Origin of the sequence: Mesorhizobium sp. M0587, from assembly GCF_040320945.1 — a bacterium.
In the GTDB taxonomy this organism is placed as follows: Bacteria; Pseudomonadota; Alphaproteobacteria; order Rhizobiales; family Rhizobiaceae; genus Mesorhizobium.
Genome location: NZ_JAMYQP010000076.1, coordinates 1 through 10628, shown reverse-complemented (window position 1 = coordinate 10628; position 10628 = coordinate 1). Strand labels below are relative to the sequence as shown.

At 59.0% G+C, this 10628-nt stretch carries 7 protein-coding genes and 5 pseudogenes; 5 read left to right on the top strand and 7 right to left on the bottom strand.

Features of this window, described 5'->3' with window-relative positions; genetic code table 11:
- A partial coding sequence (locus NKI49_RS32605; RefSeq protein WP_352556293.1) for a winged helix-turn-helix domain-containing protein occupies nt 1–158 on the top strand: 158 nt, incomplete at its 5' end.
- Between the two features lie 692 nt (nt 159–850).
- On the opposite strand, the gene virD4 is transcribed toward NKI49_RS32605, so the two are convergent.
- The 3 genes and pseudogenes from virD4 to NKI49_RS32590 all read right to left on the bottom strand — a co-directional run.
- On the bottom strand, nt 851–2596 hold the full coding sequence (virD4, locus tag NKI49_RS32600) for a type IV secretion system ATPase VirD4 (protein ID WP_352607957.1): 1746 nt from the start codon (nt 2594–2596) through the stop codon (nt 851–853).
- Nucleotides 2597–2842: 246 nt separating this feature from the next.
- Complete coding sequence (locus tag NKI49_RS32595; protein WP_352607955.1) at nt 2843–3619, bottom strand: hypothetical protein; 777 nt, start codon at nt 3617–3619, stop codon at nt 2843–2845.
- A gap of 301 nt (nt 3620–3920) precedes the next feature.
- Nucleotides 3921–4203, bottom strand: a pseudogene (locus NKI49_RS32590) (IS3 family transposase); the annotation flags it as partial.
- Nucleotides 4204–4629: 426 nt separating this feature from the next.
- Between NKI49_RS32590 and NKI49_RS32585 the strand changes: the two are divergent.
- The gene (locus NKI49_RS32585) at nt 4630–6549 is read left to right on the top strand and encodes a potassium transporter Kup (protein ID WP_023766567.1); all 1920 of its coding nucleotides are present in this window, start codon (nt 4630–4632) and stop codon (nt 6547–6549) included.
- A 127-nt stretch (nt 6550–6676) separates the two neighbouring features.
- On the opposite strand, the pseudogene NKI49_RS32580 reads toward NKI49_RS32585, so the two are convergent.
- The 3 genes and pseudogenes from NKI49_RS32580 to NKI49_RS32570 form a co-directional block, all read right to left on the bottom strand.
- Nucleotides 6677–7374, bottom strand: a pseudogene (locus NKI49_RS32580) (IS6 family transposase).
- A gap of 49 nt (nt 7375–7423) precedes the next feature.
- Nucleotides 7424–7569, bottom strand: a pseudogene (locus NKI49_RS32575) (DUF1403 family protein); the annotation flags it as partial.
- A gap of 253 nt (nt 7570–7822) precedes the next feature.
- Complete coding sequence (locus NKI49_RS32570) at nt 7823–8197, bottom strand: flagellar export protein FliJ (RefSeq protein WP_352608385.1); 375 nt, start codon at nt 8195–8197, stop codon at nt 7823–7825.
- A 292-nt stretch (nt 8198–8489) separates the two neighbouring features.
- On the opposite strand from NKI49_RS32570, the pseudogene NKI49_RS32565 reads away from it, so the two are divergent.
- Nucleotides 8490–9220: pseudogene (locus tag NKI49_RS32565) on the top strand (IS6 family transposase).
- A complete protein-coding gene (locus NKI49_RS32560) occupies nt 9217–9396 on the top strand; it encodes a hypothetical protein (protein WP_031194388.1) in 180 nt (59 codons plus the stop codon). The pseudogene NKI49_RS32565 and the gene NKI49_RS32560 overlap by 4 nt, the downstream one beginning before the upstream one ends.
- 721 nt (nt 9397–10117) lie before the next feature.
- Here NKI49_RS32560 and NKI49_RS32555 read toward each other — a convergent pair.
- Nucleotides 10118–10393 carry an acyl carrier protein gene (locus tag NKI49_RS32555; RefSeq protein ID WP_023679571.1) on the bottom strand — a complete coding sequence of 92 codons (276 nt, stop codon included), beginning with the start codon at nt 10391–10393 and terminating at the stop codon, nt 10118–10120.
- A gap of 79 nt (nt 10394–10472) precedes the next feature.
- On the opposite strand from NKI49_RS32555, the pseudogene NKI49_RS32550 reads away from it, so the two are divergent.
- A pseudogene (locus NKI49_RS32550) lies at nt 10473–10628 on the top strand (DNA-binding response regulator); the annotation flags it as partial.

Here is a 10628-nt window from a genome sequence, read left to right as displayed (position 1 = left end):
AGGTGTACGATCGAAGTATCGATGTCCTAATCATGCGCTTGCGCCGAAAGCTGGAGGCTGATGCGGCCAACCCTCGCCTGGTCAAAACATCCCGTGGCGCAGGCTACTTCTTCAACGCTGACGTAGACGTTAGCTACGGAGGCACATTGGCCGCGTGACAGTGAGCTATGCTGGAGATTGGGGTGACGAGGCTGATCAAGTCTTCCAACAGTACCAGCCTGATCAATTACGGCGAGAGCTACCGGTCCGGAGATCGCATCGGCCCCTCTCTGCATAGGCACGCGGCCGCCTGAATTGCCGATTTCGCTCAGCTGCTGCTGAATGGCGACGGCTTGCGGCGTATTCAGGGCCCTGTGCGTCTCCGCTGGCCACAACAGCGCTGGGGAATGTTCATTGTTGGGACGACTCACTCGGGTGGCAGGTGGTTGCCCTGGTCAAGCGCATCCGGCGAAGGGCGGATCTGCTGTTGGCTGGCAGCCAAGACTGGGGGCGGCGGCCCGACCTCCGGCGTCCCAGAGCTTGCGAAAGCCTCCGACACGCTTCTGTTGAGGTCATCCCGTCCAGCGGGCATCCCTGGGTTGCTGAAAAAAGACGAGGCGGCTTGATGATCCTGCCCTCGCTGAAGCACCCTCGCGAAACCCCCTGTTCCAGTCGCAGAAGCTCCTCTGGATTGGTTGGCGGCTCGTCAGCTCGACCATCGAACAGCGGCCGGAGCGCCTCGGACACGTGCTGCTCAAAGCCCACTTGCCGGGCTTGGCCCGCTTGCCCCTCTTCCAAGCCGGCGTCCTGCACCTGCGACAAAGCTGTTACACGGGATGGATTTTTTCGCGGGGTCCACACCAGCCTCACATCAAACTGTATCGTCAAAGTCCTGCGCCAATTCACACGGCGGGTCATCGAGTTGAGATTCTGCGGAGAGCGCCTCCTCTGCTCCCGTCAAGGGCGCCGGCTCCGGGAGGGCGCCTGTCTGGCGTTCAAAGATGCGTTTCAGAATGCGATCCGAGAAATAACGCACCTTCCTCAATTTTAATGGTGGCAGACCTTTGATGAGAACAATCTCGTAGTCGTCATCGAGCAGCCGAACCTGTTCGGGACGCAATAGCGGTGCACCTTGATGTGAATTCTGAATGGTCCAGTCGAACGTTCGCGCCTGGCTGTGGGAAATCGATTTGGCTTCAAACGTGTATTCACCGATGGCCTTGGAAATGTAGTTCGGAGTCTCGTCATCAGCCGTGGCCATGAACACTTGCAGTCCGGTATTGCTGAGAAAATTCTGCTTGCCAGCCTCTCCATAAGCCCCCGTCAGTGCCGAAAGGCTTTGGATGATGAGCATGAAACGCCCCTTGTAGCCCGCGATAGTCGTGATTGCGGTCTCGATCGCCTCCAGCTTACCCAAGTGCTTGAACTCGTCGAGCAGGAAGAGAACCTCGTGCTTTTCATCCCGGCGGGGCAGCGACCGCTGCAGAATTGAAACGATTTGCTGAAAAAACAAGCGTATCAGAGGCGCGATCACCTCAAGGTCGTTCGGACCAACGCAAAGATAGATGCACGTTCTGCGACGGCGAAGATCATAGACCGAAAAGTCCGAGCGACTTGTGGCCGCCTTTACAGCGGGATCCGCCCACAGGTTGAGCCCGCCATCGCCGAGCACGGAAGTGTAGGAGGTTAGGATTTTCGTATCGTTCCCCGCCATGTCGTCGAAGATGCGTTGTGCCTCTTTGTTCTGGGTCTCCATGGCGAGTCGCGCGAAGAGCTTAAACTTCTCCCCCGGCTGGGCGAAGAGGTCATAGACGGCGCCGATTGTTGGCGTGCCCCGCTCGATGCAGGCAAGGATTCCCGCGACAAAGATATCTCGCGCGCCGCTGACGAAACCTTCCGCGCCCTCCCCCTTGGCCGTAATCAGGTTTGCGGCCAAGCGGCGGGCTTCGGTGAATTGCTGCTGTGGAGGCAACGCTATAAGATCCAACAGCGGATTGTAGCAGTTTGTGCGCCGCTCCGAATCCAGCGGCGCGAATTTAAACACGTCGTCACCTGCGGCTTTGCGCGCCCTCGAGGTGAGCTCAAAGAGCTCCCCCTTGACGTCCAGAGCTATCACCGAGCCTTTGAATGTAAGTAGCGTTGGGATGACTATGCCGACGCCCTTGCCAGCGCGGGTCGGTGCAACGATGAGGCTGTGAGGCTGCTCGCCATTGGTCAGGTAGTAGCCAGGCCAGAAAGGGCCACTTGTCTTCCCAAACACCGGCCCTGTCACGCCACGGTATCGTCGCAGATATCCCGTGCGTCGCATTTCATCCACTCGAGCCCAACGAGCCGTCCCGTGGTGTTCGAGCTTGCGGCGCAATACGATCTGCTGAATCAGCAAGACGACCGCGGACGTCGAGAGCACGATAGCCGCGCCCCGATAGAAAACGGGGGTTGCGAAACCCAAATAGAAGGGCGTCTCAAACCAAAAGGCACGGACATCAAACGCCATCAGAGCCTCGCCGCTGCCGCCGTGGCGGAAGGTTGCGTAAAGACTTGCCGCACAGAAGCCCACGGCGAGTGAGCACGCGATGCTAATGGCTATGTTGGGGGGCGTCGTTTTTGTTGAAAGCATTGTTCCATTGCCGGATTAGCCGTAGCTAATGCTGCGCGTGCTTCAGAGACCGAACCGGCGTCGCGCGATGTCGCCGCTCGACAGATCGATGCCGCAGTGGGTGGTGCGATGCTTGCAGCGCATCACCCGGCAGACGTGGTTTTTGAAAGTTACACTAAGCAGGTACGTCAACGGCCAGCGAATTGGAAACGGCAAGGCCGTAAACGGATTCGGGAGAGAAAGCGTCACTGTACCATGGCCGAGACCTCAACGGCCGGAGCGATCTCTGCTTCTGGTGGCCTCCATTAGGTCCTCTCGGGCGTGATTGAAGGCGTGGTTTATGGACCGCCCGATTTGAGCACCCCGCTGCAGCTGTTCATAGGAGGTTTGCGGGCCCACTGTATCACGGACTGCAGCCTCAATACCTGCTATGTGGCCGTCCAGATTCGCACTCCGTTCCTCTGCTGCATGCTGCGGCGGCGGCATGTGCGGCAAGATGTCTTGCATGCCGGGAAAAACTGAGTGAGCTTGGGCCTGTTGATTTGCGTCTAACTGGGGATACATGTTGAGAATAGCATTGGATGCCATGTTTCTGACATTGCCATCCGGATCAGAAGAAGCCAATCCAATGGCCTGATCAAGAATGCGAGATTTATTTTCGTCAGTAAACTTACTGAAGTGTGGCGCAACGTAATAAGTTCCGAGAGCTTGCGACGGCGGATCCATGTTGCCAATGCGATTAACAATAGCATCTTGCAGCCCTGGCGTTAGGTAATCGCCTAGATTACTGGCCGCTCCGACTTTCTGCAATGCTATGTCATCCGTGCTGTACCCCAATTCGGCTGTTAATGTCGCGGCCAGATTGATGGCTGATCGTCCAAGCCGATTGGTCCGCCTTTCAAATCTCGCGAGGTCAGTTTCTGGCCCGGGTTGAGTGCCCCGAACGGCTGTTCGCTCGTGCGTCCCGAGGCCTTTGAAGCCCCCAAGATTTCGCGCTGTATCGCGCGGGTTAGCGGTTACCAGCCGTTCTGCAACATCGCTCAATGGCCCCTCTGGAACGTCACGGAGGCTACTGCTCCCCACGCCTTGAGATGATCTTGCAGCTGCACGTGCCCGTTTGTTATCGCGATCCATTGCTCGCCTCCAAAGTAGTTATTCTACCCAATGAGGTTACCACCGAAGCTTGACCTGCTAAACCGATATGATGTTACAGTTGTAGTATGGCAAAGGGTTCCCAGCTCTGTGGGTCTGCCAAGTGCCCGTCCAAGCCGAAGAAAATACGATGAAGCTGGCATCAAATGCGATGTGAACTGCCCCGGGCATTCCGGTGGCCGTTTCGTTTGAGTCACGCGGCTATGGCTGGTTCATCCAACATGGCGTAGTAGCGTTCCTCGGCTTCGGCCGGCGGGATGTTGTGCTCCAGCAGCCAGCGATTGTTGAAGCAGTCGACCCATTCGAGCGTGGCGAACTCGACGGCCTCGAATGAGCGCCAGGGTCCGCGTCGATGCATCACCTCGGCCTTGTAAAAGACGGTTGATCGTTTCCGCGAGAGCATTATCGAAAGAGTCGCCGACACTGCCCACTGCGGGTTCGACGCCGGCCTCCGCCAAGCGCTCGGTGTATTGAATGCCGAACCCTAGAGAATCAGCCCTCAGAGCCTTTGGTAATAGACCGACCCCTCGCACCTGTTTGGGCTGGGTGTACAAGTCAGGTTTTCATCAGGTTGGACGAGTATGTCTGGCAGCCAGAGCGCGACCACTTCCGTGCCCGCCCGCTCGTCTGGCAGACACACAAAGGAGAAAGACATGCCGTCAGCTACAAGCAGCGCCATCGTTTCCTGCCGCAGATCATCGCCCAGCCGGTCTGGCCCTCCTTCAGGTCCCCTTGGCCTGTGTCTCGTCGAGGAAATGGCCCGGGAGCGGGATCGTGGTTTCGTATGAGACAATCCGCCGGTGCGGCAACAAATGCGGTCCGCATCCGGAGCCATTACGTCGCGGCACTTGATATTGCAGTGCAGCAAAGGTAGAGGGCCGCCCCTTATCGGAGTGTCGTCCATGGTCCTTACCAATACTGGTAGCGAGGCAGAACCCGTCGAACAGTCGAGCCATCCGGCAATCGAACAGCAAAGCCCCGAGGTGCTGATGCTAGGCGCGCTCGGCGTTGTCTATGGCGATATTGGCACCAGCCCGATCTACGCGTTCCGTGAGGCGCTGGTGGCGTCGTCGGGCGGCAATGTCGCCGAGCGCGGCGATATCCTCGGCGTTTTGTCATTGATCATCTGGTCGCTGACGATCATCGTCACCATCAAGTACATCATGTTCGTGCTGCGCGCCGATAACGGCGGCGAGGGCGGCGTGCTGTCGCTGATGGCGCTGGCGCGCGGCAGTTTCCCCAAGCGCTCGGCGCTGATGCTCGGCATCGGCATCGTCGGGGCATCGCTTTTCTTCGGTGATGCCGTCATCACACCGGCGATATCGGTGCTGTCGGCGGTTGAGGGCATGAATGTCGTCACGCCGACCTTCCAGCCCTATGTCGTGCCGCTGACACTGGTCATTCTTACCATGGTGTTTGCGGTGCAGCGCTTCGGCACGGGCGGGGTAGGATTGGTGTTCGGCCCGGTGACCGCCGTATGGTTCCTGGCAATTGGCCTTTCCGGGCTCAACCACATCATCGCCGATCCGGAAATCCTGTGGGCGGTGAGCCCGCACTACATCGTCGCCTTCCTGATCAATTCGCCCGACGTCGCTTTCGTGACCATCGGCGCCATCTTCCTCGCCGTCACCGGCGCCGAAGCACTCTATGCCGATCTCGGCCATTTCGGCCGCAAGCCGATCGTGCTGGCCTGGCTGGCGATCGTGTTTCCCTGCCTGCTGCTCAATTATGCCGGGCAAGGCGCCTTCGTGCTGGCCAAGAATGGCGTCGTCGGCCATCCATTCTTCGAGATGAACGAAGGCTGGACGCTGATCCCGATGGTCGTGCTGGCGACGGCCGCGACTGTCATCGCCAGCCAGGCGGTCATCTCCGGCGCCTTCTCGCTGACCCGGCAGGCGGTGCAGCTCAATATGCTGCCGCGCCTGGAAATCCTGCACACCTCGGAGAAGCAGTCGGGCCAGATCTACATGCCGCGCGTCAATCTGTTGCTGGCGCTGGCGGTGATGCTGCTGGTCGTCGGTTTCGGCGAATCGAGCAAGCTCGCCTCCGCCTATGGCATCTCGGTGACCGGCAACATGCTGGTGACGACGGTGCTGCTGTTCGTCGTCATGACCCGGATCTGGAAATGGCGGCTGTGGGTGGCGGTCGCCATGACGGCGCTGTTCGGCTTCATCGATGTCGGCTTTTTTGCCTCCAACATCGTCAAAGTGTTCGAGGGTGGCTGGGCTTCGCTGGCGGTGGCCTTCACCATTGTGCTGGCTATGTGGACCTGGGTGCGCGGCAGCCGCTATCTGTTCGACAAGACCCGCCGCAACGAAATCCCGCTCGATTTCCTCGCCGGCAATCTCCTGAAGAAAAAGCCGCAGCTGGTGTCCGGCACCGCGGTGTTCCTGACGAGCGATCCACTCAGCGCGCCAACCGCGCTGATGCACAGCCTGAAGCACTACAAGGTGCTGCACGAGCAGAACGTCATCCTTTCGGTGGTGACCGCGCCGCAACCGGTGGTGCCCGACAGCGACCGGGTCAAGATGGAGACGGTCAACGAGCTGTTCATGCGGGTGACGCTGACCTTCGGCTACATGGAGCAGCCCAACATCCCGCGCGCGCTGGCGATCTGCCGCAAGCAAGGCTGGAAGTTCGACATCATGACGACCTCGTTCTTCCTGTCACGGCGTTCGCTCAAGGCCTCGCCCAATTCCGGCATGCCGGTGTGGCAGGACCGGTTGTTCATCGGCCTGGCGCGTACGGCGGCCGACGCGACGGAGTACTTCCAGATCCCGACCGGACGCGTCGTCGAGATCGGAACGCAAGTGACGATTTAGGGCATGCCGCGGTTGAGAAGAATCGGTGCTGTCACATTGATTGAGCGGTAAGGAAATTCAGGTAGCAGCGCGCCCGGCACTGTAAGTTTCAGCGGCTTGATGCAGCGATAGCTGGCCGGGACGGCTGTCACGCTGTGGCGACACACGCGATTTTGTTCCAGATTTGCATGGGGGCGTTACGCAGGTCTCGATGTTGAGCCGATGACAGCGCATTGCAGGGAAAGTGAGCAGGTCGGCAATTGGAAACGAACCGCTGAAGCTGGCGTGCCGACTTGAAGCGTTTCATGATCCTTTCGCGTCGTCGGGTCGGCTGGTGCGAATTTTCCGCTCGATTATTCAGGCCTGTGTGCGACCGGTGTTCGACGCCGGGCATGAGGTCGCGCATGGCGGCATCATAGGATCGGAGCTTGTCGGTGATCATGATCCGTGGTGTCCGCCCTTGAGCCTTCAGCAACTTGCGCATCAGACGCTGCCGCCTTGGCATTTCGGCGGCTTTGCACCAGCACTTCGAGGACGAAGCCGTCCTGATCGACGGCACGCCAGAGCCACTGCTTCTTGCCATTGATGGCCACCACACATTCGTCGAGATGCCATTTGTCGCCCAGGCAGCCGGCTGATATTGATCTCCTGGGCGAAATGCCGTCCGAATTTCTCCGCGCAGCTTCGAACGGTCTGATGCGTGACGATGATGCCGCGGGCCGCCAGCATGTCCTCAACCATGCGCAGGCTGAGCGGAAAGCGAAAGTAGAGCCATACCGCGTGCGCAATGATCTCGGCGGGAAAGCGGTGGCGACCATAGAGCGGATCACGAGCAACTTCTGACATGGCCCATGTACGCACATCTTCATAAGCTGTCGGTTGACTTTACGATGCCGCGCCAAGCGAGCAGCATCCGGCCGGCGGGGCCGACCCCGTCTCCCGGCCGTGAGCAGAACGGCATCGCGCAGGTGCCGCTTCATCCTCGACGCGGCCAGCCTGCTTTGCCGTTACCGCCGCCGCCGAAAGCGCCAGGCGTTGCCGCACGCGCCGGTCCGCCGGCAGCGGTTCGTTTCCACCGATGATCCGATTGCCAACCAGTTCCACTTTCCCCCAATACCTGCGTAACGCCGCCATGCAAATCTGGAACAAAATCGCGTATGTCGCCGCAGCATGACAGCCGTCCCGACCAGCTATCGCTGCATCAAGACGCTGATATCTTTACAGTGCCCGCACGCCTCTCGCGCGCCAACGGCCAGTCGGGTGTCGCGAATGAGGCGCGCTGAAGCCATCCGGCTCAGCCGATCATGGCGCTTCGGTTGCCGGGTTCGAGGTCGTGCCTGCCGCTGCGCGATTCTAGCATTTGCGCCTTGGAGAGCTCTGCTTCAGCCTCGGCGAGGCATGGCTCGGCTGCGGTTCTCTGCCGCAGAAGGTCCGATTGCGAATTCTTGACGTTGTCACGACGTAGGCGAGCGGCCTTGGCGAACGTCGGATAAGCGAAATGATTGACATCGGAGATGCCGGCCTTCGTTTCCTCGGCGTTTATCTGGAAGTCCAGTTCTCGCGTCATGCGTTCGAAATCGGCAATCATGATGTCTAGCTGGTGCAACTGTCGCCGCTTCTCATTCACCTGAAATTGCTTCAGTCGGACCAGATTACCTCGTGGCTTCATGACTCGGTACTCCGGTACCCATTTCGTCCAATCAAACCGCTCTCTCCCCTTAACGTTAGGCTACAGCGACTCTCACGTTTTCTGCTGCGAGCGGAAACATATTTTCCAAAATCCTTGGCCGATGGCTATGAGTTCAATGGCATCGACAAGCATGCGAGCGGGGGACTTAAGGGACGGTAAAAAAAGGCGGAATAGGGCGATTTTCACAATGTCTGCATTGAACGCGTTGAGACTGCGGCGGGCTTGACACACAAAGCAATCGTCAAGATTTGCGACATGGACGCCGGGGGGCATGAATACGCCCGCCGTCAGCTATACGCCCCCCGAATTTCCGCCGCCTATTATCGCCCACGCGGTCTGGCTTTATTTCCGGTTTCCGCTAGCCTGCGCCTGGTTGAGGAAATGCTGCTGGAACGCGGCATCGTGGTTTCGTATGAGACAAGTCGCCGGTGGGGCATCAAGTTCGGGCTGGACTGCGCTCGCTGCTTGCGCCGCAAGCCGCCGTGCCGGGATGATGTCTGGTACCTGAACGAAGTGGTCGTCACCATCGCCCGGCAAAAAGCTTTGGTTGTGGCGCGCCGTCGACCAGGATGGATATGTGCTGGACGAAATCGTGCAAAACCGCCGCAACACCAAGGCCGCCAAGCGCTTGCTGACGCGGCTGTTGAAGAAGCAGGGGCTCGCGCCGAAGCGCATGATCACCGACTAGCTGCGCTCGTATGGAGCGGCAAAGCGACAGGTGATGCCGGACGTCAAGCACCGGTCGCACAAGGGGTTGAACAACGGAGCGGAGAATTCCCATGTGCCGCCGCGAAAACGGGAGCGGATGATGCAGGGGTCCGATCGCCGGGAGGCCTGCGACGCTTCGTCTCGACCTTGTCAGCCCTCCGCAACCTCTTCGTCCCGCCCCGCCCCAAACGTTCTGCTCTCGCCATACATGTTCATCGCCTCAGCGCGATGGCGCTGGTGATATCACGACGCGTTTGTACCGCTCGACCTACGCCACAGGTGCCGACGCTGTGACGAGCTTCGTCGGTCGCGTGTCGAGTGACGGCACCGGGGACAATTATCGTCGACCGCAGTCCATTGCCCAGACCAAGGCGCTTCTCGGCGTCGGCACGATGGCAAATCGCAGCGTCACGATCTCGGCCGCTGCCCCTTCTGGCGGCGTGGACGGTGATTTCTGGGTGCAGCCGTAATGGCCCTTTACGTCAAAGCCTCCGGGGTCTGGGGGGCGGCCAGCGCCGTCTGGGTGAAAATCTCAAGCCTCTGGACCAAGGCTCGACAGGTCTATGTGCGCAGCTCGGGCGTCTGGGAGAAAATGTTCCCGATAGATCTGGTCTTCAATGGCACTCACGAAGACTCGACTGCCACGACCGTTTACACCCACACCAGCATTCCGCTTCTTGTCGCGCCACACGCTAATCGTCGTGTCATCGTGACAACTGAGACCACTGACACCGAAAGTGCAGTGACCGTCAACAGTATGACGATTGGGGGTGTGGCTGCCACCCTTCTCGCTCAGGTGAAAGCATCTTCAATTCTGGTGTGGTCTATCTGTCAGTGTGGTCAGCCCTCGTGCCAACCGGTACGACGGCAACGATCGTGACCACGTATAGTGAGAGCGTGTTCCGTGACTACATGTCGGTCTATACGACCACCAATTGGGATGGTGTGGTGGGCACTGTTGCCTCTGACAACAATTCAACGGGTGGCCTGACAACGACCGTCAGCATTGGTGCCCTGGGCGCAGCGATCGCAATTGCGGGCAACGCCACCAAGGGGGCATCGGCACTGCGACATGGACCGGGCTGACCCAACAGTTCTCAAACACACCAGTCACGAATAGAAACCACAGCGGAGCAATGGCCATAGCTACCGCCGCCCAAGCTGCCCTCACCGTAACCTGTGCCTACAGCACTACTCCAGCACTTGCCGCACTGCTGGTGGTTCCGCTGTGCGCAACTCCTGACTGGCGACGGCGTCGGCGACATGCCTTACGGACTCGTATTGCCAGAGCTTGTAATCGTCGACAAACCAGCCAAGTCGGCTCTCGATCGCCGTAGCAAGCTCGTTATAGTCGAGGCTGTCGAGGCCGAGATCCCGCATTCTGGTTGTCATCGACACCTCTACTTTTTCGGCAACTAGAGCGTTGAGGGTTTTGAGAACCAGTTGTTCAATTTCAAGTAATGTCATCACTAATACATGCCTTTTGCTTGCAGATTCAGGTAATGCAACCCTGAGCGGGGCGCAACCCCCAAAACGAGGTGTGCCGTTGAAACATGTTCTTGTCATTGACGATGATGCCGCAATGCGGCGCCTCATCGCCGATGCATGCCCTGAAGGTAACCGCAGTCCACGATAGCAAGCAGTTTGACTATGTTCTTTCACGTGAGCCAGTCGATCTCGTGGTTGTTGACCTTAACCTAGG